Raw genomic sequence first — 23,359 nt, 5'->3', positions numbered from 1 at the left:
ATTGCACTTTATCGCATTTTAATGCACAATTAAAATGATAATATGAGGAGTCGAAAGTAATTTATGGAATTGACAATTGGTTTAATTATTGGCACCAGCATCATTCTTGCCATACTGTGTGGCATACTCAGTATTTACTACTATCACCACACCAAAAAGCTGAACGGTACGATCTGGGCACTCATTGGTATTGCGCTATTGTGCCTGGCTGGCTTTTTTGTTTGGGTCGTCTGGTTTGGGTTATAAACTAAACTGCGGCTCACCGTTACTAGTAACCAATCCGAGGAGGAATTGCTCATGAACCCAGAAGACATGTTTCAACGTTATCTCAACAAATATCAGATCACGTATCAACATCCTGAACATGGTCTAGTTATGCTGACCTCCCCTGTCTGGCCCCAACATCCCGAGCTCCAGCAGGCCATTCAAAGCGCTTTTCAAGGCCTAAACGGCGTCACTAGTATTACAATCAATAGTCCCGAACAATTAGTCATGCGCTATCACTCTGATCAGTTACGGCGGCTAAGTCCGCTGACTTTACTTAACTTAGAACGCCAGTTAAGCAAGCAATATCATCAAGCTGGCTATTAAACTTAATGGAACGCAAAAATGCAGGCTACCCAGTTAAAAGTGGATAGTCTGCATTTTTGCACTTTATTATTGATTTAGAATGTTACAGCTGCCATGATTTTACCTTCATCGCCGCTAAAATCAACGATGTGGCGTTTTAAGTTAGCAGTCCAAGCTTGACACCCAGCCTTGGCAAACTGCTTGACAGCGTCTGCTAGAGCCAGCTGGCCAGCAATATATTGCTTCGCGATTTGTTCAACTGCCGCGGCATCTTCTTCACGAGCGACCCGGACTGCTAAGCCATTCGTCCGCCGTTCCACGAGATAACCGTTCTCACCAAAGTAAGTTGTGGCACCAGTAGCAACATCATATTGAAAATGTTGAACGCCCAAATCGGCTTCTTTTTTGGCAATCGTGGCAAAGTCTGCGTGGTCACCTAAATTATTTAATACGTCATCGATCTCAGTTAATTTAAACATCATGACACCCCTCGTTCTAATTTCGTTTACTTATCTATTGTAATCCAATTAGACACGTTTGGCAGGTAACGGGTAGAAAATTCGCATTAAAGCCACGTAAATGACCCCGATAAGCGCCATGTCAATGAAAGTTGCACCAGTCACCGTCGCAATCCAAACAACGTGCTTCAATAACAAGAAGATGGCCACACCTAGTACCCAACATAATAGCGCAATCCAGTTCACCCCATGATGATACCAATACTGCCCCTTAGAGCTCGCCAGTTCGTTGATATCATAGTGCTGACGATGCCGCCAATAGTAATCGACTAACATCACGCTGATCATCGGTCCAAGCACCATCCCAATATAATCTAGGAACGCCGTGAATGCAGCTAAAAAACTCCCCATGATTAATGGAATCAGTGTGACTAACGTGGCAATGATTGTCACGGCCCACAGTGCTGGTCGTAACCGAATCCGTGGGAAGATATTCGACAGCGCCGAACCAGCCGCCAATAAGTTTACCGCGTTCGCCGTCATACTCGTTAAGACAATCACCAGTAGTGCTAATACCCCCAAGCCTAGTCGACTCGCAATGGTACTCGGGTCAGAGTTATTAGGATCATAAGTTCCAGAAGTAATCGCGATACTGATCGTCGCGGCAAGCCCGATAAAGGCGAACCAGAACAAGCCGGTAAAGGCCCCTAAAAATGGCATGCCAGTCGCGCCACTCTTTTTGCGCGTAAACCGCGTAAAATCAGCACCCGCTGTCACCCAAGACAAATTGAACGCCGCTAGCGTATCCATCCCAGCCCCCGCCGTCATATGTAAATGTGTCGGCGCCTGCCACGTTAACAATTCATGCACTGAGACCGTCTGGAACACGACGACCGTCTCCCATAAAACAAATAAGATGACAAGAATAATACCTAAACGTTCAATCATCTGAACCGACCGTTGACCGACCGAAACACTCAATAAATGCAACACACTCATGACAATAATTCCGAGGATCAGTCCTTTAGCCCCACCGGGTTTACCATAGACTGGCCAGCCAACTAGATCGTGTAATAAATAGCTGACAGAAGTTGCTGCAATGAACGTGTTTACCGCTGTCCAGCCAATATACTGGGTCAAGTTCACAAAGGACGGAACGTAACTGCCCCGCACACCAAAGGAACCACGAATCAAGCTCATCGTCGCCGCTCCGGTCTTATACCCCATGAAGCCGACTAACGATAAACATAAATACGATAGCGTGGACGATGCTACAATCACTTTAAGCGCCGTCAATAAACCACACGCAGCCAATACACCACCAACGTACCACGTGCCATTATTGGCATTGGCGCCAATCCAAGTTGCAAACATGTCCCAATTAGACATGTGTCGGTGCTTAGGCGCCACCACTTCTATTTGATACTTTGACTCTTGCTGCACATCGTTCACCCTTTCTACAATGTTTTCCATTGTAGTTTTTTTAGTGACGCTTGGTCAAGTCTATTTAACTAAGTTAGTTAATTGCACAAAACTTAAATTCGCATTAAAATAATCTTAATAAGTTAATTAAGGAAGTGACAGATTGTGAAGGGCGCATTGACAGGCTGGCGCCGGAATCTCGCTGTTCTCTGGCTAGGAACATTTATCGCCGGAATGGGATTTTCTGAAGTCATGCCATTCTTATCATTATACGTTGGTCAAATGGGGGATTTCTCCAAAAACGAACTCACGATGTATAGTGGTATTACATACGCAGTGACTTTTTTTGTCGTCGCTGTTGTCTCACCATTATGGGGTAAACTCGCTGACCGGCGTGGTCGCAAAATCATGCTGCTGCGTTCTTCGCTTGGGATGGCCTTTGTTATCGGTGCGATGGGATTTGTCCATAACATTTGGATACTCATTCTACTTCGGTTCTTACAAGGCCTGTGTGCCGGCTACATTCCCAATGCTAGCGCCCTAATCGCCACCGAAACTCCCAAGGAAAGTAGTGGGACCGCAATCGGTATCCTAACAACTGGCTACGTGTCTGGTAACTTGATCGGCCCGATTCTCGGTGGCGTACTCGCCCAAGTTTTCTCTATTCGTTTGACTTTCATTATCACCGGAATTTTGCTACTGATCGTCTTCGTATTGAGTCTGACACTCGTCCACGAAAGCTTTAAACCCAGCGACGCGCCGATTGCTAAACGTGACGGCAGTCTACTCAGCCAATTTAAAAATCCAACGTTGATTATCACACTGCTCGTCTCCACGATGATTATTCAAATGGGGAATAATTCCATCACGCCCATTATTAGTCTATATGTCAAAGAACTGATGCATAACGTCGGCCCAATCACCGTCGTTGCTGGAATCATTGCCGCTCTACCCGGAATTTCGACGCTATTATCGGCGCCGCGACTCGGACGGCTCGGTGATCACCGGGGGGCTGACCGTATCCTTGTCTTTGGTTTCGTCTTTGCCATCCTGATGTACTTTCCACAAGGCTTCGTCTCCAGTGTGTGGACATTAGGGCTATTGCGCTTCATGATTGGGATCTCTGACGGGGCCCTCTTTCCAACGGTGCAAACATTATTATCCAAAAATACACCCCGCGAGTTAACAGGCACTATTTTCAGTTGGAATCAATCTTTCCAAGCGGCTGGCAGCATGCTCGGCTCCTTACTTGGTGGCGCCGTCTCCGGCTGGTTCGATTACAACGGTGTCTTTATCTTCACCGCCTTGTCATTACTGCTTAACTTCATCGGCGTACTGATCTTTATACCAAGTATGCGGCACCCATTTGCAAAACACTCGGTTGATTAACCGCGCTATTTATCAAGTTCAAAAGCTATCAGCTTAGTCCCGGAGATCGGACCAGGACGCGGACCGGCTGACAAACACTAATCCGACTAGCATATTTTAACCATAATAAAGGTCACCAATCAGCAATCGCTGCTTGGTGACCTTTATTAGTTATTCTATTCCGTTAGCTCTTACTTCAAATATTTTGCCATGAACTGGCTTACTTTTTGTTGATATAGTTGCGGATAACGCGTGTATGATTCCGCGTGACCAGCTCCTGGAGCCACCCATAATTGCTTTGACTTGACCGTCGTAGCGCGGTAGTTCTGATATACCATCTTCGTGGGGACAAAAGTATCCTTAGCACCATGAATAAAGAAGATTGGCAACTTATTCTTCTTGAGCTGGTTTACTGAACTCGCCGTCATAAAGTTGAAGTGGGCCTTCGCTTGAGCTACCCAGCTTGCCGTATACAGCAGTGGAAACTTCGGTAAGTGATATAGTTGATTCAGCTCATATCCCAATTCATCACCAACACTGGTATAGCCACAATCTTCAATAATCGCTTTAACTTGTGATGGAAGTTTCTCGCCACTCATCATCATGACAGTCGCACCACCCATTGAAACGCCAAAGAGTCCAATCTGACTATTTTGGCCTACGCGGCGAATCACCTGTCGCGTCCACTTTAGATAGTCCAACCGGTCAGGCCAACCAAAACCATAGTAATCCCCCTGACTCTGACCATTGCCACGATCATCCGGCGCCAGCACATTATATCCTTGGCGATGCCACAATCGAATATAGCTCGCCATCTGCTCCTTGTTACCCATGTAACCATGCGCCACAATAATCGTTTTGGTGGTTCGGTGCGCAGCTGGTACATAGTCCGCAACTAACTTCAAATGATCCGTTGCGGACGTCTCATGCCAGGTCTGCTTGTTGACCCGTTTCAGCCACGCTTGGTTCTGCTTCAACTTACTTTTACTTTTACTAGAACTATGGTTCAAAACTTTCGGGGTGGGTTCAAATGCAAAGTGATATAAATAAAAACTACCGCCCGCGACCCCGATGACGATTACGGTCAAGAATGTAATGAGCGCTATCGTCCATTTTTTGCGTGTTGTCATATTCTCTTTCTCTCTTTCATACCTAATCATATCTGCTAAGCCTAATTCGCTTTAATTCGAATACGCTACAAGCAGCCATAGCGATATTATCAAACGCTATTCTCAATTATGTGCCTATCTCAACTCAATCTACCAATTCGTTAAGCGCTCGGATCGTTAATAAATGTGCCGCCACCGTTTGAGCTGCTAATTGAATTGCCCGTGCTAACGGGTCAACCGTCGACAAGACGACCGGTTGTCCAGCAAGCGTAGACTCGAATGCTTGCCGAAATTGCTGGTACCGCGGCTCAATCTGACGCGAATCACGAATTTGCAAAATCGCTTTACTAATTACTGGTAATGAAAAATCAGTCTTCAAAATTGAAACGACTAGTACCGCCACAATCTGATTCCGGGTATACCGATGTCCAACCGGCCGACTGAAAAAATGTTGTTTCACGTAACTATTAATCATCGTCTTCGTTACGGCAGGTAACCCCAGCGGCTGAATTGTTTCATTAACAAGTTGCAACAACTGTTCCATATAAACGGGCACCGCGGGCAACTCTTCCCACGAAAGTAAATAGTTACTAGTTGATCCAAATTCCTCCATCATCCAATCCTCCTCACTACCCTATTTAATTTAGCCCAATTTAGATTTTAATTCAACAATATCTAATCATCACCTTGTTATAAATAGAATTATAATCTATATATCCACTCTGCTAATTATTATTCGCCTCAAAAATTATTAAAAGGTGCTTATTTTTGGATTGCTGTTCGTCAGCAATGATCGTCCTATTCCGACCTCCGGGGCTGGGTGACAATTGCTGGAACGTAAGCCGACGTCGATTTGAGCCCGTGCACAACCCGCCCGGTCTCAAATACGAGTCTTATTCTAAGCCGGAAGCAGACCACTTCCGACTAAGAATAATTTGGCTACTGAGCATTGTCACCCAGCCCCTCCAGTCTCAAGCTTGCGAGGGGCCACGGGTTGAAGCCGAGCATTGCCTGCCAACGGATTAATGCGGTTTTGGCATTAGTCCATTGGCGTAGCAAGCACAGGCTTTAGTGGCACCGAACACGTTTCGGTAAGCCGCTCGAATGGCTGATGAACGGCCACTTAACTTAGCACAATTTATCGTTGACTATTTTGATATTAAACAAAGACAAAGGGTTAGGGTGCACTAGGCACTCTGTCAGGAGTTTGAATCTTACTATGCCGATTCAGGATTAATGAGCTACCTCAATATCATTTTCAGTTTGACAGTTGATTAACAAAATTACTGTTTACAAAAAGCAACGGCAAATTCATCAAAAGTTAAGTACAGCTTCGTCTGCCATTCGAATGCTCTCCCGACTGGAAGGCGTTTCTGACAATGCCCAGTGGTGAAATTTCACTTAGCAAGTGTCCTGTGCTTGGTTATTGAAAGGCCAGTATTTGAGACGTGATTTTTCGGCTCAAGTCTGTGCCCACCACGTTCCGGCAATTGGCAGAAATGCCTGGAAGTCGGTGTAGGACGAACCAACCAAGCATGTTTACGCTGATTCGAACTTTTTCCAGCGGGCCTAAGCTGGCTATTTTTGAACTTTCAAAATAGGCACCTTTTAATAATGATTCACGCCAAATCAAGGCTTGAAAGCCACCCCATATTTCCGCTAAAATAGGCTTATCCAAATTTTGTTATCCAGAAAGGAAATCATTATGAATAACGTTTACCTAGCTGCACCGTTTTTTGACGAGGCTCAGAAGGAACGCATCCAACAAGTGAAGTCGGCGCTGTTGGCTAACCCGACGATCAACCCCGATGGTATCTTCATCCCAGAAGAACATCAATTTGAAGAAGAACCTTTTGGTAGCCGTGCTTGGCAACAATACGTCTACGCATCCGATATGCGTCAAGTTCATCGGGCCGATGTCGTTGTTGCCATTCTTGACTTCGACATGACTAGTGCAACCAATGAGCCAGATTCTGGCACAATGTTTGAAATCGGTGCGGCCGTGGCTGAAAAGACACCCGTCATCATCGTTCAGTTTGATGCGAATAAAGAACTCAATTTAATGATTGCCCAAGGATTAACGGCCTATTTCGATGCTAGTAAAGATGGTCTGAAAGAATTATCTGCCTACAATTGTGATGACTTACGTTCTAAGCCCGCTCACCGGCCAGTATTTTAGGCACACAACTTAATGACACGAAAAAATGCTGCTTGCAAACGAATAACGTTTGTAAGCAGCATTTTAACTAACTTGAATTGATCATCCTTATTCAGCAGTATTCACGACTAATCGTGACTGTCGCCGCGCCTGCCAGCGCTTATTCAATTCCAGCACGAATGTTGGAATCAGCGTAGCTACTAGCACCGTTAACCAGCCTAACGCTGGTAGTGTCACTAAGCTAAAGAAACTACGGAACGGTGGTATCACTGCAATTGCCAAGACCACCAGAATTCCTAACAGCAATCCTCGGTTCAGCATTGGATTACGCATCATGCTTGACCAGCTGAGTGGTCGGCGATCCTTAATTGCATAGATGTCGATCATTGATCCTAATGCCAATACTAGAAAGACCATCGTCATCCCGACTGGGGCTTGACCATTTGTTAAGCCAAAGCGGCCAAACGCGTAAATTCCGAGGGTTAGTACGGTAAAAGTAGCTGCCCGGATAAACAACCGTTGACCAAGGCCCCGAGCTAAAATACTTTCGTCATTGGATACTGGTGGTTGTTGCATAGCTTGGGGTTCACCTGGCTCTTGGCTAATAAAGAATCCTGGAATCCCATCAGCAAGTACGTTAATAATCAGCAATTGTTCTGCTAACAGTGGCGCCCCCCAACCGAAGAGGACTGCACCAACCATCAAGAAGATTTGTGCAAAGTTGACACCTACCAAGAATTCAACGGCTTTAATGATATTCTGATAAACTGTCCGACCTTCCTTAACTGCTGCCATGATCGTCGCAAAATTATCATCCGTTAACACCATGTCAGCGGCTTCTTTAGATACTTCGGTACCCGTAATTCCCATTGCAATGCCAACATCCGCCGCTTTCAATGCCGGCGCATCGTTGACACCATCACCGGTCATCGCAACCGTCTTACCAAGACTTTGCCAAGCCTGAACGATTCTAATTTTGTCACTCGGCGACACTCGGGCGTACACTGCAATCTGATCGATTTGAGCCGTCAATTCTTCATCGCTCAATTGGCGTAACTCATCACCGCTAATTGCTTGCAGCTCAGGGGTTAAAATGCCAATTTCCTCAGCGATAGCCTTCGCAGTAACCAAATGATCTCCCGTGATCATAACTGGAAAAATACCCGCCTGTTTGGCTGCTCGAATGGCCGGAATCACTTCTGGTCGTGGTGGATCAATCAAACCAATCAATCCTGCCAATTGGAGGTCAGCTGTCAGGTCGTCCCAGTCAGTAGTTTGGACATCCGCGGGAATGATGCGATAGCCAACAGCTAAAACGCGAAGCGCCGCCTGCCCAAATTCATCATGGGCCACTTGTCCAGCAGCTAGGCTAGCTTGGTCAGGCTTCAGTGGTAACCGATCCCAAGCCCCTTTGACGATAACTAACCGTCGACCATGCGCTAATTCATGCACCGTCGTCATCATCTTCTTAGTTGAGTCAAACGGGTCTTCCGCAATTCGTGGGGTCTGCGCCTCCAAGCTGGGCCGATCTAAATCATGCTGAGCCAGCCAACGAATAACGGCTAATTCCGTTGCGTCCCCAATGGCTTGTTCTTCACCGTCAACGTGGTTAATCTCGGCATTCGTCGCTAATCCTAAGTAACGCATCAATGTTTGTCCCGCTGATGGCAAGGGCTGTTCGGTCGTCATAATGCCCGTGGTCGGCGTCCAATACTTTGTAATTGTCATTCGATTTTGCGTCAAGGTTCCGGTCTTGTCAGACGCGATTACATCGACACTCCCAATCGTTTCAACGGCACTAACTCGGCGCATGATGGCATTTCTGTCTGCCATCCGTCGAACACCGTGTGAAAGACTAATGGTCACGATGATCGGCAGAGTCTCTGGCACGGCCGCGACCGCTAATGAAACCCCAATCATCAAGCTATCGGCCAAACCTTGGTTTTGCACCCAAACACTCAGCGCAAAAATCGTAATACCACCTAAGACGGCAAATGTCGTTAACCAGCTTGATAGCCGATTAAGCCGCCCCTGTAATGGCGTGGCCCGTTGCTTCGTCTTGTTCAACAAACCTGCAATTTGACCTAACTCTGTGGCCATTCCGGTCGTTAAGACCTGAATCAATGCAGTACCGGCTGTGACGGCCGTTCCCGCATACACTTGACAGTTATCATCCAACTCACCGGTGTCCTGATAAATACTTTTTTCAACAGCTTCACTTTCACCTGTCAAGACTGCCTCATCAACGGCTAAGTTCGTGGCCTCTAACACGACCGCATCGGCTGGAACCTGGTCACCCGCTTTTAGTAGCACTAAATCACCGGGAACGATTTCTGGTGCCGCAATCGTTTGTACCTTCCCATCCCGTCGAACATTAGCTGTGGGTAAACTCATTGACTTCAGTGCCGCCAACGACTTTTCTGCGGAAGCTTCTTGGTACAAACCAATACAGACATTAATAACTAAAATGGCGCCAATCACAATGGTCTTTGTCCAGCCCCCATTCTGGGCAAGAGCCAAGTACGTGGCTAAACCAACTGCAAATAATAACACTAGCGATGAAACGTCGCTCATATGTTGCCAAATTTTACGCCATAACGGTACGGGGCGCGCAGCCACTAATTCATTTTTGCCGAATTTAGTTAGCTGGGTCGTCACCGCTGTGGTCGTTAAACCGGACTCGGGGGTAGGTTTGAATGGTGCATTCTGATAATTCTGCATCGTTTATTCCTCCGTAATTCGATTATCGTTGTCATTCGTCACTATTAATGATAGCGGAAACATTTTGTCGTTTTACGTACAAATTGTGAAAAAGTCGTGAAGATTAGAACGTACAATTAAAGCAGCCATTAAACATTAACCACAGGTCATCATCAAAAAACTGTTCAATTTATGACTAAAATCAAGTTACCAGCCATGAATATTGTTATAATAGAACACAAATATTCCTTGGAGGCACGTTATGAAAATCAAATTAATCTCAACTAGTGATGTGCACGGTTACCTCGCGCCAACTGACTACAGTCGTCGTGATAACATCGCACCATTTAGTCTTAGTCGTGCCGCTACTGTTATTCATCAACTGTCACGTGAAGATACGGCTGATGTCTGGCCAATCGTGATTGATAATGGCGACTACGTACAGGGATCACCGTTGACCTATTTCATTGCTCGCCACCACCAAGAAGCTGCACCGTTATACTCGCGCCTTGCAAATTGCAACCACGTTCAAGCCGGTATTTTCGGTAACCATGAATTCAACTACGGGCTCGACTACCTCGACCTGTGTGAATCAAGCCGCCAATATCCGATGCTGGCCGCTAATATTCATGATGACCTGCACCGCATCTTATTCTCCAAACCATACACAATTCTGGAACGCGCCGGAGTTAAAGTGGCAATTTTGGGACTAACGACGCAATTCGTTGCCCACTGGGAACAACCACATCACATTGCCGGCCTGCACTTTGAGGACGTGGTTGCAACTGCCAAACATTGGGTGCCCAAATTGCGCCAACTGGCTGACGTCGTTGTCATCGCCTACCACGGTGGTCTTGAACGCGATCCCCAAACTGACCGTCCAACCGAACGCATGAATGGTGAAAACCGAGGTTCCGCACTATTAGCTGAAGTACCCGGCATTGATGCCATGATTACTGGCCACCAGCATCGACAATTAGCCGTTACGGTTCACGGTGTTCCCGTGACACAACCTGGTATGAAAGGTACTAATGTTGCTATGATTACCCTTGAGCTCGACCGCAATCATCAAGTGACGACCAGTCATCCGGAAATCTATCCGGTCGCAGATGCCACCCCCAATACCCAGGTAATGCAACTAGTTGGACCAATCAATGACCAGATGGAAGACTGGTTAGACACACCACTTGGCCAAATTAACGGCAATATGCTCGTCCACGATCATCTTCAAGCACGGCTGCATAATCATCCTTACATCGATTTTATTAATCGCGTTGAAATGGCCGCAACCGGTACCGATATTGCCGCAACGGCATTATTTAATGACGACGTACCAGGCCTCAAACAACACGTGACGATGCGGGAAGTCATGAACAGTTACGTCTACCCAAACAAACTTGCCGTTGAAGCCATTACTGGTGCTGATTTACGCGCCGCTCTTGAACGTTGCGCGAGTTACTTTCTCCTCCAAGACGGACACGTTCGGGTCAATCCCGAGTTCATGCACCCTAAGTTGCGCCACTATGTCTATGATATTTACAGTGGCATCGACTATACTTTCGACCTTACCAAACCCTTTGGTCAACGTGTCGTCCAACTCGATTATCATGGGGCCCCAGTCACCGCTGACCAAAAATTAACAGTCACTCTGAATCATTACCGAGCTGGTGGCGGTGGGAATTACCCAATGTATCAAACAGCTAAGATTATCCGGCGCTTACCTACTGATATGACCGTATTAATTGCCGACTACTTTGCGCAACATCCCGTCGTCAACGCAACGCAACCGACTAATTTTCAAGTTCACTATTAAGAATAACGAGACAAACCCGCTCAAATATGCCCTATTTGAGCGGGTTTGTCTATACTGACGTTCACAACGTCTGGCTTAGTATCGTCGTTAAACCGTGCCAATTAACCTTTGTCAATCGGGAATCATAACAGCACTGACCGCAAGTCGTGACCTCCTTTATGGGCGTCTCACAAACCCAGCATGGTAATCAAAATGTGCCCGTCATACGAGCTGCAATCCCCACATTAAGAATCCCATGGTCAGCGGCGCAATGACCGTACTTAACATTTGCGTCGCCACATACTCATCTGGTGCCAAGTGGTTTTGGACGGCCAACATGGTCGCGATGGTTGCAGTGGGGATTGCGAGCGTCAGGACGACTAATTGTTGGTTACTTAATGACACACCTAGACTAGCCATAATCCCCCAAATGAGCACCGGTAAGCCTAAATTTTTCAGTAGCACGTTTAAGACAACCATGCGCGTCAGTCGCCACGGTCTAGTCGTTAACAGAAGTCCCAGCGCAAATAACGCCACGCCCCCAGCTGCTTGTCCCAACTCCGTAAAATTCGTTAGCCAAGCACTGGGCAACCGCAATCCGGCCAAATTTAAGAGAAAAGCACTGATTGGCGCCCACACGACTGGTTGCCGACTCGCACGACACAGTTTCTGCCAACCGGCTCGCCAACGTTGCTCAGGTGTCGAACCGCCCGCTAGCGTTAACAGCAACACGCTCACTGGCACTTGTACCAAATTCATGTACAGGCCGCCTAACGCGACCAATAAAACACTGATTTTACCAAAAACCACCAGTAAAACGGAAACACCCATGAATGGAATTGAAGGACTGGCGATCACTAGCGCTCGTAATGTCCCCGTTTCTAGTTGTTGATGGAAACAGCATTGGCTCACAATGACGATAACCATGCCACCTAGCATGCCTAGCGCCAACCACAGCGCTACCGAGGAGTTTTGAATAATGGTAGCGCGCTTTAATGACAAGATTCCTCCGAAAAGACTTAACGGCAAGGCGTAATGCATGACCAACTGAATCAAAATATCACTGGTCGTTGGCGCAAATTGGTGCCGTAGCCCCGCAAACACGCCTAATCCCACCGTCACAACAATTGGTAAAATTGCTAATATCAGTAACATTCACAGGCCCCCAGACTTAATAATTAAAACTGAGTGTACCATAGTCCAATCGCTGTGATAGTCAGGTTGCTAGTCAACAATCGGACATCTTATGACGTTTCATTAGTCTAATTAGGGGCCTACCTCATATTATTAAGCGGCCGCGCCACACTTTTTACGATAACAACGAATTTTCTAATTTAACTAGCTGACTCCGACAATTAGGTGATTAGCCAAATAAAAAGGATGCTGCCAGTGGCTGCATCCTTAATAACAATGAAACTTAGAAATTAACTTGATCAGGATCATTAGCTAACCCGGCAACACCGTGGAAACCATCAATGACCTTCATATCATCATCGCTGAGTTCGAAATCAAATAATTCCGTATTTTGTTTAATCCGATCCGCATGAACTGATTTTGGTAATGGTAAGAAACCGTGTTGTAATGACCAACGTAGCACAACTTGGGCAACGCTCTTATCATACTTATCAGCCAACGTCTTTAATTCTGGGATACTGAAGATCTTACCAGTACCTAATGGACTATAAGCTTCTGATAAAATGTCATGTTTGCGGTTGTAGGCCACAACTTCATCTTCCATATCACTAGGATTGAGGAAGATTTGGTTAACGGCTGGCACAACCTTGGCTGTCTTAAGCAGCGCGTCTAAATGCTTAGGACGGAAGTTAGAAACCCCGATAGCCCGTGCTTTACGTGCCGTGTAAGCTTCTTCCATTGCCCGCCAAGTATCGGCGTTCAATTGTTCCCAATTGTCGCGCATTGCGGCTGGGTTTGGCCAGTGGATCAAGTAGAGGTCAACATAGTCCAAACCTAACTTAGCCAACGAGGTATCCAGCGCCTTCTTGGCAGCGTCATAGCCATGGTCGGCATTCCATAATTTGGTCGTGACAAATAGGTCTTCACGTGCCACACCACTATCGGCAATAGCTTTACCAACACTTTCCTCGTTACCATAGGCCGCCGCCGTGTCAATGTGCCGGTACCCCGCCTTTAATGCGGCTAATACGGAATCGTAAGCAACCTGACCATCAGGTGTTTGCCACGTTCCAAAACCAACAATCGGAATCTTAGTGCCGTTATTTAACGTGTACGTATCGGTGAGTTTAGTCAATGCAGTCATCAAAAATGCCTCCAAGAATTTATTTGTTAAGATAATTCTACCCATAACCGACCACTTCCGGCAAACATTCTGTTCCAAACTAATGACGATACGCAAAATTCGTGAGAAAATATAAACATTCTGATGTGGGAGGGGTTTTGATGAGCGATACGGCAGTTATGTTAAAAACCACGTTATTGGCCGGCGCCATTTTGCTAGAAAATGGGGCTGAAATCAAACGAGTTGAAGACACGATGCAACGAATTGCAACCAACGCGGGCTACCCTGACGCGCAGGTCTTCGTACTGTTAACAGGGATTACCGTCTCCTTGCCGGAAAATGCCACTAGCGAAGTGCGAGCAATCCATAATCGGGGTATGGACCTCGAAAAAGTGGATCAGGTCAACAGCCTGTCACGGCAGTTTGCTAATCACGATATTGATTTAACTGAATTTGCCGCAGCCCTCGAACGGGTCAATCAAGCCGTACCGACCTTCCCATTCAGCTGGTTATGTCTAGCGGCCGTTGTCGTTAGTGTGCCGTTGATGGTCGCCTTTACTGGGCGGACAACTCCTGCCGACTTGATCACTTGTGGGCTAGCCGGGTTGGCTGGTTTTGCTGCCTTTTATTGGATCAATCGGCTGGGGTCAATTCGGTTTCTCAGCGAATTTATGGGCGCTTTTATTATTGGTCTAATTACCCTACTCGGCTTTTATCTCACTAACGGTCATTATCATCCCGACGCCATCATTATTGGCGCTGTGATGCCATTAGTGCCGGGTGTCGCCATTACTAATGCCGTCCGTGACACAATGACGGGTAACTTGCTGAGTGGTCCTGCCCGCGCTGTAGAGGCCGTTTTATCCGCGTGTGCGATTGGTGTTGGTATCGCACTGACTTCATTTTTCTACTAAAAGGAGGCGTGACATGCTACATTGGCTCTTAACAACCGGTTTATTTCAAATTATCTTAGCTTACTTAGCTACGGCTGGTTTTGGGGTACTTCTCAATATTCCGCGTCGCGCCGTTAACCTCAGTGGTTGGGTCGGTGCTGCTGGCTGGTTTACGTATGAGGTCCTCTATCACATCCTGCCATTAGGAATCGACGCCAAACTTGCGATTGGTAACCTCGTCGCAGCTATCGTGATTGGCGTCGCTAGCGGTATGGCCGCACGCTACAAACGAATGCCGATGATCATCTTTAATATCCCAAGTCTGGTCCCACTGGTTCCTGGTGGCCAGTCTTATCGAGTCGTTCGTAACTTGGTCACTGGTCAACCAGACTTGGCCTACCAGTACTTTGTACAAGTTGTCATTATTGCTGGCGTGATTGCAATTGGCTTTCTCGTCGCTGAATTTATCAATCGCATTACTTTACACTTTGTTTAATCAGGAAAATCAGCTAGTGCATCTTTGTCGGTTAGCAAAATGACACCACGTTATCTTGATTTGCAGCTGCTAGACTTCTTAAATGATTAGCAAAAAATAGATAATGCCTTTTACTAAGTACTTACAATAAAAGTAAGTTAATAGGTCTAATATAGTTCAAATTGTGGGCTTATAAGCCTGCAACATTTACAATAATAATTGTATTTAACCCGCGATTTTCTAACTTGGAGGGAGAAAAGCTCAATTTATTATTTAGATACTGACAAAATAAGCTTAGAGGAAAAGAAAATACCCTTGGTACGATTGGTATAAAATTATGACCTTCATTAATATTTTTCAAAACTGTAAATTCAATTAAAATACTGCCTAATTAAGATTCTACAGCTGCAATTTCAATGTGATTGCGAAGCCTTAAAAAGTAGTATACGAGGAGAATATTACAATGAATACTAAGTCTAATCATCTCATCGAATGGCTGCTCACCTTATTATTAATAATCTCAATTCTGATAAATGTTGGTTGGTTTATTTTTCGATATGGCGGTCATTACTACTACATGAAAATATCGAGTAGTACCGGAACTTCCCCCATTACACTACCGGTCAATGTCCCAGCTACTGGGTATCAATACCAAGGACTAGCAACTAATTCTAAGGGCGAAAAAAAGTATCTTCATTTTAATACAGTTGCTGCTGATCCAGCCCCATTCAAACGCGGACAAATTGTCAGAATCACATTCAATCAAAGGTACGGCGTAACCAACTATAAATTAGTTCATCGGTAACACGATTACTTCAAAAAAGCCGTCATAACGATTGGTTTATCACTTATCCAATCGTTATGACGGTCCATCCATTACTAGTAATGATATAATCTAAAAAGTCAGCAACTAATTTATAGTCGCTGACTTTATTTATTCATGATATTTGCGGCAACAAGCTTAGCCAAAAGTTACGCTTCTAGTATTTAATGAATCAACGTAAAGTAGCCAATCACAAGTACCCCCAGGACAATTCGGTACCAACCGAACGCCTTGAAGTCGTTTTTCTTGATGTAATCCAACAAGAAACGAATCGATAAGTAAGCGACTACGAAGGACACGATCACCCCAACGGCTAAGACTGCTCCTTGCAAACCAGCTAAAGAACCACCGTGAGCAAAGAATTTCACAAGCTTCAATAATGACGCCCCAAACATTGTTGGAATTGCCATGAAGAATGAAAACTCAGTTGCGACGTAGCGTGAAGTTCCAATCAAGATAGCCCCTAAAATGGTTGCACCGGAACGTGAAGTCCCTGGAATCAACGAGAGCAACTGGAAGCACCCAATGAACAATGCCGTCGTATAAGGTAACGTTTGTAGATTAGCAAAGCGGGGTGTTAAGCGCTTATTATGATTTTCAATCACAATGAATAGGACCCCATAAATAATCAACGTGGCAGAAACGACCGCCCAATTCATTAAATGTTCGTCCATCCAATCATTTAACGGTAGCCCCACGATCACTGATGGAATGACCGCTAATAACACCTTACTCCAGAGAACCCAAGTATTTCGCTTTTCCGTGGTATCCTTGCGTGGTGACAACGGATTTAGTTTATGGAAATACAGGACAACGACCGCCATGATCGCCCCTAATTGAATCACAACGTTGAACATATCCGTAAACTGCGTGGACTGTTGCATCTTGATAAATTCGTCAACTAGGACTAAATGCCCCGTTGAACTAATTGGTAAGAATTCAGTAATCCCTTCAACAATCCCCAAGATTACCGCTTTAAAAATATCTAACACAATGGATTCCTTTCTTGTTGGCAATGATTATCGCTTGATAATCCCAATACATAAAGATTTACGACCATCCCCGATGGCCGGTATATCAACATTATAGCAAGCAGCTACTCAAGATAGTAGCGTCCATGTGTATTTTTTTGGTAAAGATTAATTTGTCAGCGCTGCCAACGCCGTACTAAATACATTTTGCGTTTGGTCATCAAAACAAACAATCGTGATTGTCTGAACCGTGTGGGCCGTTGTCTGCGCAGTTGCTTGTAACGTTTTTAACGCTAACGGTGCCGCAATTGATAGCGGAAAGTGATAGACGCCGGTACTGATAGACGGAAAAGCAACCGTTTGACAATGATTCTCAGCGGCCAAATTCAGACTGTTGCGATAACTGTTCGCTAACAATTGTAATTCATTATGCTGGCCACCTTGCCAAACGGGACCCGGCGTGTGAATCACATACTTCGCCGGTAGTCGAAAGCCCGGCGTAATTTTGGCTTCACCAGTTGCACAACCGTGTAATGGGCGACAGGCAGCCAGCAATGCTGGCCCAGCTGCCCGATGAATGGCACCATCGACGCCGCCACCACCAAGCAAACTCGTATTGGCCGCATTAACAATTGCATCAACGGTCATTTTGGTAATATCACCGTGAATGACTTTAATCTCAACCATCTTAAACTGCCCCCATAATCAGATTAACACTCGTTTGGGCCTGTTGTTTTAGCTGTGCCCCACTAGGATCATGTTTTGCCAATAACTGAATGCCGCTGCGAACCTGCATTAAACTTGCTGCAGCCTCAGCGACCGTGGTCGGTAAGGCTTTAGCCTGAGGTGAAAGTAAACCGACGAGTCGGGTCTGTAAATCAGCATAGATCGTTTGCAGTTGGGCCATCAAGGACGCATCCTGCGACCCAATTTCGGCCATCAGGTTCACCATCAAACATCCTGCTGGCCACCGTTCACTCTGAAACGGCAGTCGCAAACAAGCCGCAATTAAAGCGGGCAATGGTGTTTGCCGCGCCCGCTCACGTTGAATCAATTGATCAAGTTGTTCATCTAACGTTATTTGATAGCGTTCAAGTGAACGGCGTAACGCAACCCGCTTACTGTGATACTGGCGATAAAACTGCGTTCGTGACAACTGGCTAACGGTGAGCAAGTCGTCAACTGTCGTTTGATAATAACCACGCTGCCAAAATTGAATCATCATTGCTGTTTCAACCACTGATGCGTCCTTAACAACCATGCTAAACCCTCCTGAACCTAACGCTACTACATTAATCAGCAATTAAATACTGAATTCCGCGAATAATCGACCATAAGTAGCTAGCCACTGCGACTAATCCAAATACCGCTAAAAGAACCACGGCCAACCAGCCACTATTAACGATACTGTCCATATAAATACCGCTAACGCCTAAAATAACGAGCAGTGTAATTCCTAAAATTGTCGGCAACAAATGTAACCAAAAAGCCCGTCCTGCAACCCGATGTGCTTCCGGATTAGTACTCGTCAGCAACCAAACAATTAATGGAAATAAAACTGGTAAGAATAAAATGCTTAAATAGCTCAACGCGTTAATCACCCGATTTTGTGTCATTGTTATAACCTCCCCCGATATTTATTTCGAGTATAGCGAAAGTCTGGTACTTCGGCAAATAATAAACAAATTGTTAAAATACTTAGGACTCTCCCAAGGTTACGCGCCGAATGTTAACTTACGACCACGGTCTGCTATAATAATGACATAACCTAACCTTGCAATCGCTAGTTGCCACTGTACAACCCGGGAGCGAACGGTTCATGTTAGGATTTAGGTGCATTAGTTAAGATGCGGAGGAAAAGAAAATGACGAAACGAATGAGTTTCAAATTTAAATGGGTTGCCCTCGTTGCCACCCTGATCGTTGGGCTTGGCAGCTGGCAAGTCCTTGCGCACGCTGACAGTAGCAGCGATGAACCAATTGTCACATTAGGCAGTAGCCTGACTAGCAGTCAAAAGACTGGGACGATCAACACGTTAACGGCTAGCTTGAACGGTGCCGATTATCAGACGCTAACTGTTAACGGCGATACTCTAGTTAAATACCTCAACCCATCCGGTGAAAGTTTCACAAGTAGCTCAGGTGTGTGGTCCAGTGCGATGATTCAAAAAACAAGTTCTGGTTCTGGAATTAATGTCAAAATTTTAAATTATAATGGTAGTAATAACATCACCACTATTACGGCTAACCAGTATAAAAACGCCGCACTAACGGCTGGGATTACCGATGCTAATATTTACGTCACATCAGCTACTCCAATCGACGGTTCGGGCGCACTAGCCGGTGTTTACGCAGCGTACGCAAAATCTGGTAACAGCTTAAACACGAAGCAAGTAACCGCCGCCCAAGATGAGTTAAGTACTCTCAGTGGCATCACCCAAGCAAATAAGAGCAAGGATGGTTATACTGATTCCCAGTTGAACAACGCTGTGGCTGGTGCCAAAAAGGAAATGGCCCAAAAAGGAAGTAACATCACTAAAAACGAAATCACGACCATTGTCAATCAACAAATTACCAATAACAATTTAACAAATGTCATTACTAATAATCAAAAGACTGAAATTATTAATTTGTTAGTCAAGATCCGTGATTCAGGTGCATTAGATTCTTCAAGCTTTAAGACTCAAGCCAACTCGTTGATGAAGAACATTCAATCAAATGCCAAGGGTGTCTTCAGCAAACTCAATACTAAAGAAAATCAAAACTTGCTCCAAAAAATGTGGAGCGCGATTGTTAACTTCTTCAGCTCTATTTTCAAATCAATCTTTGGCTAATTATTAATCTCGGATACTCAAAATCGGACGACAAAACTGCAATCAGTTTTGTCGTCCGATTCTTTTTAAGCCTTGAAGCATACCATTAAATAACGATCACTGGCTTGGCAAACTATTCAATTGCCAAGTGATAGTTCCAGAATAATTTTTAGCCATCACACGACCACCCTTGACGTGCAACGCAACGTTATTAACATTCCAAATTTGTTGATTAGTCCCGACGCCTTGTTGACTAGTCGTCCCAGCTATTAACGTTTGTTGGGTAGCACCTGGGGTTAACTTAATCACGGCTGGTAAGGTTGCCTGATTTTGGTCAGTTGCCGTAACCCATTTACTAGTACTAGCATTCAAATATTGCGCTGTTCCTGATGTTAACGTCACGTAACTACCCGTCATGGTCGTCCCATCAGTAGCTGTCAACGCTGATAATTGGGCCGTCAATTGCCAACCACTTGGGGTGTCCCGTGTATCAGTCACTTGTGTATACACACTATCCTGCCCATTTTTCTGACCACCAACTGTTGCATACTTCTGTCCATCAGTAGCAGTAGCCAATTGGTCTTCAGCGGCTGATGGTGACAACAATGGGTACGCTGTATCCATTGTTGGAATGCTGTGCTGTCCAAAGTTCAAATGTGTAGGTACAGCGTCCAACGATAACGGGCCCAAATTGTTCGTCCCGCCAGTCCCAGGCTTGCTAGGATCATCAGGATCAATTGGATTGACGATTAAATCCTTAGCTACTGTAAATATCGGTGCTGGTTGGAAAGTCGCATCATGATACTGCTGCCCATTTGGATAACTATTAGGATCAGGATTACGATTTCCTAGACTATCAGCCATATAAATAATAATCTTGTCACCAATTTTTAACGATAATCCGGTTAAGTTCAGTGACCAAGTCCCATTGGCATTGACAACCGTTTTGACATTAGTTTGAATCTGCCCATTCAATGCTAATGTGACCTGCGCACCTGGCTCTCCATTTTGACCACTCACCGTTCCTGTTGAAACTCTAATGGGGTCCGGTGATACCATTGTGGCCGGATTAGGCGGCGTCACATCAACCACCGTCCCGGTAGCCGTGACCGTCGTTCCACTGGTATTGCTAGTCGATGCTGTGACCGTCGTTCCAGCTTTTAAAAAGGTCCCGACATTAGCTGTTGCGTAGCCATTACTATCAGTTTGGGCAGTGATTGTTTTACCATTAACGCTATAACTCACGGTTAATTGCCCTGCACTAGCATACTGTGGAATATAATTAACCGTTCCGTCATCTTGAACACCATTAGTATCAGGAACCATCGCCACAATGACTCGCGTCCGCAGCTTCTGATCCGCATCTGTTAGCTTGGTTGTCCCATCATACGGATTATTAAATGCTAATTGTGGCTTCTGGTTAGTGGCACTAATCCGACGCATTTTAGAAGATAAATAATTACTTTGCAAATTACTATCCGTGGCCGTCACTGCTGAACCCTGTTGTAATAACTGAGATACGTTACTATACGAATAATCCGCACCGCCCGTAACCGATGATGCTAATTTCCACAAGCTAATATTACTATCTTGGATTTCAAAAGTGCCCACATTATCTTGGTTAATCGAACTAGCCGCTGCAGTCGTTCCAGTTGAGCTATTACGTAAATCCAAGTTGTTCGGATTAATAAATCGAACAGTAGCCAAACGCGCGTAATTTCCCGAAATAAGCGGTGCTCCCGTAGCAGCAATTACATAAATATTGGCACCACTACTACTTTGAATCGTCGAAGTTGCATTATCAGAAAAAGAGATTGGCGATTGACTTCTAGCTAGTGACGTTAGATTAACGGTGCTACCAGTATCCGCGTAAAAATTACGATGATATTGTGACCCATAAAAGTACTTGTTAGAGTATGCATTTCCTGGCACGCTAGCATTAAACGTGGCATTTTTACCCACATTAATACTTTCATACGCATCAAAAATAACCGGATAGGTAGTATAGGCGGTTGACGTAGAACTAGCAGGTCGTCGAATACAATTTAGCGTCGCGCCTTCTTCAACATTAACTTGCCGATTACCAGTTCCTTGATAGTCATAAACAAACCAGATAAATGAATTATCATCACCATTGGCTATTTTCGATCCAGTGAATGTCTGTCCAGCAGCTACATCAAGGCCACCACATAAGATGTTTTCTCGAACCGTTGTTACTCGGCAATTGCCGGTAATATTGACTTGGTTCCCTTGCGCACTGACAAATCGCCGACTTGTATTGGTATAACTAGTCCCACTTGGGACCGTAATATTACTAACATTAAATGTCCAATTCAAAGCCCCTCCGGCACCATCGCCACCGGTGGATGAGCCAATCAAACCCGCATCATTTCCAAAAGATCCGATTAATGATGCAAAATTCATAAAAGTGGCCGTGTACATCGTACCGCTAGTTGCAGTATTATTTCGGGTATGAAAACCAGCCCGACCAATATTCACGCTATGACCATTTCCATTCACAATAATATTACCGGATAATCGTGAATCCAAAGCACCTGAAGCGGCAGTCGGATTACTAATATCAGCCGTAATATTAATTTCATCAACACTCGCATCCTTCCAAGCATCGACTAATTGAGACCACTGACTAACATCAACCACATTCGAACTCAGCTGAGCTAAACGAGTGACTGGTATTAATGGACTAGATTTGGCACTCGCCGTTGCTTGCTTAGTTGGTGCTGATGAGAACACTTGACTAGCAGTGGATGACGATGAGATGCTGGCCGAACTATCAGTTGTCTCACCCGCAGATTCCGTGACCGATGACGATTGATTAGCAGCAGTTTCTTGTGAAGGCTCGCTACTGCTAGCACTCGTTTGGTTTACCGCCTGACTTGAAAGCGTCGTTGCCGCTGAACGTGAACTGTCCAAACTTGCTGCTGATGATGTCGCTTGTCGACTTGACGATGCCGTCGAACTATTTGTATCGGTTGCCGCTGAAGAACTAGCTGAACTCGTACTGGCCTGATCAGCCTGCGTTTGTGGTTGCTTAATCTCGACATTCAACGCCGGCCCTTTTTGATCATCGGCTACAGCAACTAACGCCAGTTTTTCTGCTTTAACAGCTGTTAATCTAATTGGTACCTTCGTTTGCGGATATTCATCTGACCACTGAACCGTTATCCTGCGCTTATCAGGATTGTACGAAACTGTCAGATGCTTAGCCGTAATTGTAAAGGCGCCATTATCCCCCGTTGTGTACTGACTATCATCGAAAACTCGTTTTATTTGCTTAAACTCCTCTGGCCCATCTAAATTAACCTCGTTCGGTAAATCAATCGTATTTATTTTAGAGGCCGTATCACCAATCTGTAGTTCAACATCAAAATGTTGATTCGTTAAAATATTATCGCTAGCCGTTGATTTTGCAAAAGTTAACTGTGGTAACGTAGCTGCTTGAGCGGTCATATCGGCGCCTAAGCTTACCGTTGCACCAGCGGCTATGACTTGTAACAATACCATCAATATGACAACAATTGCTCTTAGCT

At 45.2% G+C, this 23,359-nt stretch carries 22 protein-coding genes; 9 read left to right on the top strand and 13 right to left on the bottom strand.

Annotated features, from left to right (window positions below; translation table 11 throughout):
• Positions 1–63 precede the first annotated feature (63 nt).
• Complete coding sequence (locus tag MZO41_RS05060; protein ID WP_003642976.1) at positions 64–246, top strand: hypothetical protein; 183 nt, start codon at positions 64–66, stop codon at positions 244–246.
• 51 nt (positions 247–297) lie between these two features.
• Positions 298–591 (top strand): hypothetical protein, encoded by a 294-nt coding sequence (locus MZO41_RS05055; RefSeq protein WP_003643515.1) that lies wholly within the window; start codon positions 298–300, stop codon positions 589–591.
• 74 nt (positions 592–665) lie between these two features.
• On the opposite strand, the gene MZO41_RS05050 is transcribed toward MZO41_RS05055, so the two are convergent.
• Positions 666–1,049 (bottom strand): DUF1398 family protein, encoded by a 384-nt coding sequence (locus tag MZO41_RS05050; protein WP_003643516.1) that lies wholly within the window; start codon positions 1,047–1,049, stop codon positions 666–668.
• A gap of 48 nt (positions 1,050–1,097) precedes the next feature.
• Entirely contained in the window at positions 1,098–2,471 is a 1,374-nt protein-coding gene (locus MZO41_RS05045) for a cytosine permease (RefSeq protein ID WP_013356005.1), read from the bottom strand.
• Between the two features lie 144 nt (positions 2,472–2,615).
• Between MZO41_RS05045 and MZO41_RS05040 the strand changes: the two genes are divergently transcribed.
• A complete protein-coding gene (locus MZO41_RS05040; RefSeq protein ID WP_013356006.1) occupies positions 2,616–3,839 on the top strand; it encodes an MFS transporter in 1,224 nt (407 codons plus the stop codon).
• A gap of 170 nt (positions 3,840–4,009) precedes the next feature.
• On the opposite strand, the gene MZO41_RS05035 is transcribed toward MZO41_RS05040, so the two are convergent.
• The 3 genes from MZO41_RS05035 to MZO41_RS05025 form a co-directional block, all read right to left on the bottom strand.
• Positions 4,010–4,948, bottom strand: coding sequence for an alpha/beta hydrolase (locus MZO41_RS05035; protein WP_013356007.1), 939 nt, complete (start codon positions 4,946–4,948; stop codon positions 4,010–4,012).
• A gap of 124 nt (positions 4,949–5,072) precedes the next feature.
• Positions 5,073–5,543, bottom strand: a complete 471-nt coding sequence (locus MZO41_RS05030; RefSeq protein WP_003642982.1) for a DUF1836 domain-containing protein — start codon at positions 5,541–5,543, stop codon at positions 5,073–5,075.
• Positions 5,544–6,350: 807 nt separating this feature from the next.
• Positions 6,351–6,605 (bottom strand): hypothetical protein, encoded by a 255-nt coding sequence (locus MZO41_RS05025; protein WP_003642985.1) that lies wholly within the window; start codon positions 6,603–6,605, stop codon positions 6,351–6,353.
• Positions 6,606–6,632: 27 nt separating this feature from the next.
• Here MZO41_RS05025 and MZO41_RS05020 point away from each other — a divergent pair, with 27 nt between their 5' ends.
• Positions 6,633–7,106 (top strand): nucleoside 2-deoxyribosyltransferase, encoded by a 474-nt coding sequence (locus tag MZO41_RS05020; protein ID WP_003642986.1) that lies wholly within the window; start codon positions 6,633–6,635, stop codon positions 7,104–7,106.
• An 87-nt stretch (positions 7,107–7,193) separates the two neighbouring features.
• On the opposite strand, the gene MZO41_RS05015 is transcribed toward MZO41_RS05020, so the two are convergent.
• Positions 7,194–9,806, bottom strand: a complete 2,613-nt coding sequence (locus tag MZO41_RS05015) for a cation-translocating P-type ATPase (protein WP_003642987.1) — start codon at positions 9,804–9,806, stop codon at positions 7,194–7,196.
• A 241-nt stretch (positions 9,807–10,047) separates the two neighbouring features.
• On the opposite strand from MZO41_RS05015, the gene MZO41_RS05010 reads away from it, so the two are divergent.
• Positions 10,048–11,598: a bifunctional metallophosphatase/5'-nucleotidase gene (locus MZO41_RS05010; RefSeq protein ID WP_003643520.1), complete on the top strand. Its 1,551-nt coding sequence runs from the start codon at positions 10,048–10,050 to the stop codon at positions 11,596–11,598.
• A gap of 201 nt (positions 11,599–11,799) precedes the next feature.
• Here the strand turns inward: MZO41_RS05010 and MZO41_RS05005 are convergent, their stop codons facing one another.
• Positions 11,800–12,732 (bottom strand): AEC family transporter, encoded by a 933-nt coding sequence (locus MZO41_RS05005; protein WP_003642989.1) that lies wholly within the window; start codon positions 12,730–12,732, stop codon positions 11,800–11,802.
• A gap of 262 nt (positions 12,733–12,994) precedes the next feature.
• Positions 12,995–13,855 carry an aldo/keto reductase gene (locus MZO41_RS05000; protein WP_003643521.1) on the bottom strand — a complete coding sequence of 287 codons (861 nt, stop codon included), beginning with the start codon at positions 13,853–13,855 and terminating at the stop codon, positions 12,995–12,997.
• A gap of 140 nt (positions 13,856–13,995) precedes the next feature.
• On the opposite strand from MZO41_RS05000, the gene MZO41_RS04995 reads away from it, so the two are divergent.
• From MZO41_RS04995 to MZO41_RS04985, 3 genes are all read left to right on the top strand, one after another.
• Positions 13,996–14,748 carry a threonine/serine exporter family protein gene (locus MZO41_RS04995; RefSeq protein WP_003643522.1) on the top strand — a complete coding sequence of 251 codons (753 nt, stop codon included), beginning with the start codon at positions 13,996–13,998 and terminating at the stop codon, positions 14,746–14,748.
• 13 nt (positions 14,749–14,761) lie between these two features.
• Positions 14,762–15,223: a threonine/serine exporter family protein gene (locus MZO41_RS04990; protein WP_011102150.1), complete on the top strand. Its 462-nt coding sequence runs from the start codon at positions 14,762–14,764 to the stop codon at positions 15,221–15,223.
• A 442-nt stretch (positions 15,224–15,665) separates the two neighbouring features.
• Positions 15,666–16,007: a YxeA family protein gene (locus tag MZO41_RS04985; RefSeq protein WP_013356009.1), complete on the top strand. Its 342-nt coding sequence runs from the start codon at positions 15,666–15,668 to the stop codon at positions 16,005–16,007.
• A gap of 182 nt (positions 16,008–16,189) precedes the next feature.
• Here the strand turns inward: MZO41_RS04985 and MZO41_RS04980 are convergent, their stop codons facing one another.
• From MZO41_RS04980 to MZO41_RS04965, 4 genes are all read right to left on the bottom strand, one after another.
• Complete coding sequence (locus tag MZO41_RS04980) at positions 16,190–17,017, bottom strand: undecaprenyl-diphosphate phosphatase (RefSeq protein ID WP_003645539.1); 828 nt, start codon at positions 17,015–17,017, stop codon at positions 16,190–16,192.
• Between the two features lie 147 nt (positions 17,018–17,164).
• On the bottom strand, positions 17,165–17,683 hold the full coding sequence (locus tag MZO41_RS04975) for an O-acetyl-ADP-ribose deacetylase (protein WP_003645538.1): 519 nt from the start codon (positions 17,681–17,683) through the stop codon (positions 17,165–17,167).
• 1 nt (position 17,684) lies between these two features.
• On the bottom strand, positions 17,685–18,257 hold the full coding sequence (locus MZO41_RS04970; protein ID WP_128650816.1) for a TetR/AcrR family transcriptional regulator: 573 nt from the start codon (positions 18,255–18,257) through the stop codon (positions 17,685–17,687).
• A 31-nt stretch (positions 18,258–18,288) separates the two neighbouring features.
• Entirely contained in the window at positions 18,289–18,612 is a 324-nt protein-coding gene (locus MZO41_RS04965; protein ID WP_003642997.1) for a membrane protein, read from the bottom strand.
• 248 nt (positions 18,613–18,860) lie between these two features.
• On the opposite strand from MZO41_RS04965, the gene MZO41_RS04960 reads away from it, so the two are divergent.
• Positions 18,861–19,829 carry a DUF1002 domain-containing protein gene (locus tag MZO41_RS04960; RefSeq protein WP_003642998.1) on the top strand — a complete coding sequence of 323 codons (969 nt, stop codon included), beginning with the start codon at positions 18,861–18,863 and terminating at the stop codon, positions 19,827–19,829.
• Positions 19,830–19,925: 96 nt separating this feature from the next.
• Here the strand turns inward: MZO41_RS04960 and MZO41_RS04955 are convergent, their stop codons facing one another.
• Positions 19,926–23,333 carry a WxL domain-containing protein gene (locus tag MZO41_RS04955; protein ID WP_033098934.1) on the bottom strand — a complete coding sequence of 1,136 codons (3,408 nt, stop codon included), beginning with the start codon at positions 23,331–23,333 and terminating at the stop codon, positions 19,926–19,928.
• Positions 23,334–23,359 lie beyond the last annotated feature (26 nt).

Source organism: Lactiplantibacillus sp. C232 (assembly GCF_023806725.1).
Taxonomy (GTDB): Bacteria; Bacillota; Bacilli; order Lactobacillales; family Lactobacillaceae; genus Lactiplantibacillus; species Lactiplantibacillus plantarum.
Note: the sequence above shows the minus strand (reverse complement) of the source record. Positions and strands in the feature narration are given on the sequence as shown.

Excerpts from the sequence above, each read along its gene's own strand:
- MZO41_RS04985 (WP_013356009.1), top strand. The coding sequence starts at position 15,666 with ATGAATACTAAGTCTAATCATCTCATCGAATGGCTGCTCACCTTATTA.
- MZO41_RS05030 (WP_003642982.1), bottom strand. The coding sequence starts at position 5,543 with ATGATGGAGGAATTTGGATCAACTAGTAACTATTTACTTTCGTGGGAA.
- MZO41_RS05010 (WP_003643520.1), top strand. The coding sequence starts at position 10,048 with ATGAAAATCAAATTAATCTCAACTAGTGATGTGCACGGTTACCTCGCG.
- MZO41_RS05035 (WP_013356007.1), bottom strand. The coding sequence starts at position 4,948 with ATGACAACACGCAAAAAATGGACGATAGCGCTCATTACATTCTTGACC.
- MZO41_RS05000 (WP_003643521.1), bottom strand. The coding sequence starts at position 13,855 with ATGACTGCATTGACTAAACTCACCGATACGTACACGTTAAATAACGGC.
- MZO41_RS05050 (WP_003643516.1), bottom strand. The coding sequence starts at position 1,049 with ATGTTTAAATTAACTGAGATCGATGACGTATTAAATAATTTAGGTGAC.
- MZO41_RS04960 (WP_003642998.1), top strand. The coding sequence starts at position 18,861 with ATGACGAAACGAATGAGTTTCAAATTTAAATGGGTTGCCCTCGTTGCC.
- MZO41_RS04970 (WP_128650816.1), bottom strand. The coding sequence starts at position 18,257 with ATGGTTGTTAAGGACGCATCAGTGGTTGAAACAGCAATGATGATTCAA.
- MZO41_RS05015 (WP_003642987.1), bottom strand. The coding sequence starts at position 9,806 with ATGCAGAATTATCAGAATGCACCATTCAAACCTACCCCCGAGTCCGGT.
- MZO41_RS04975 (WP_003645538.1), bottom strand. The coding sequence starts at position 17,683 with ATGGTTGAGATTAAAGTCATTCACGGTGATATTACCAAAATGACCGTT.
- MZO41_RS05055 (WP_003643515.1), top strand. The coding sequence starts at position 298 with ATGAACCCAGAAGACATGTTTCAACGTTATCTCAACAAATATCAGATC.
- MZO41_RS05020 (WP_003642986.1), top strand. The coding sequence starts at position 6,633 with ATGAATAACGTTTACCTAGCTGCACCGTTTTTTGACGAGGCTCAGAAG.
- MZO41_RS04965 (WP_003642997.1), bottom strand. The coding sequence starts at position 18,612 with ATGACACAAAATCGGGTGATTAACGCGTTGAGCTATTTAAGCATTTTA.
- MZO41_RS04995 (WP_003643522.1), top strand. The coding sequence starts at position 13,996 with ATGAGCGATACGGCAGTTATGTTAAAAACCACGTTATTGGCCGGCGCC.
- MZO41_RS04990 (WP_011102150.1), top strand. The coding sequence starts at position 14,762 with ATGCTACATTGGCTCTTAACAACCGGTTTATTTCAAATTATCTTAGCT.
- MZO41_RS05005 (WP_003642989.1), bottom strand. The coding sequence starts at position 12,732 with ATGTTACTGATATTAGCAATTTTACCAATTGTTGTGACGGTGGGATTA.
- MZO41_RS05060 (WP_003642976.1), top strand. The coding sequence starts at position 64 with ATGGAATTGACAATTGGTTTAATTATTGGCACCAGCATCATTCTTGCC.
- MZO41_RS04955 (WP_033098934.1), bottom strand. The coding sequence starts at position 23,333 with ATGGTATTGTTACAAGTCATAGCCGCTGGTGCAACGGTAAGCTTAGGC.